General features: G+C 30.8%; 1 pseudogene. It reads right to left on the bottom strand.

The features are described from left to right. A pseudogene (locus LS81_RS11140) lies at nucleotides 1-400 on the bottom strand (hypothetical protein); the annotation flags it as partial.

The following is a 400-nucleotide window of genomic DNA, read 5'->3' as shown; positions in this document are numbered from 1 at the left end:
TGTTTGTATAATTTCCTCTTTGCTTTTACCAGCTTTTTTCTGTGTTTCATATACATCTAACATCCGTTGCCCGGGCTGTTTATAAGTATCTCTTTGTTTTTGCAAACCATTTGTAATGATATTATCATACATAATTTCTGCTTGCTCCATAGGTGTTCTTATTGTGCTTGTAATAGTAACAATTGGATTATTGGAATTCTTAACCATTTTCTTAATGATATTTAGTGAGTAGTTTGAAATTCTATACATTTTCACATCACCATTTTTTCCTACCACCTCAATATCACTCAAGTCCTCTTCCTCCCCATACCCCACCTCTAGTTTTATAATAATTCTACCTTTATCATCTTTTATATATTCTAAAATATCCTTATATTCTTGCTTTAAAGATTCTAAGACT

Origin of the sequence: Helicobacter trogontum (assembly GCF_000765905.2) — a bacterium.
In the GTDB taxonomy this organism is placed as follows: domain Bacteria; phylum Campylobacterota; class Campylobacteria; order Campylobacterales; family Helicobacteraceae; genus Helicobacter_A; species Helicobacter_A trogontum.
Note: the sequence above shows the minus strand (reverse complement) of the source record. Positions and strands in the feature narration are given on the sequence as shown.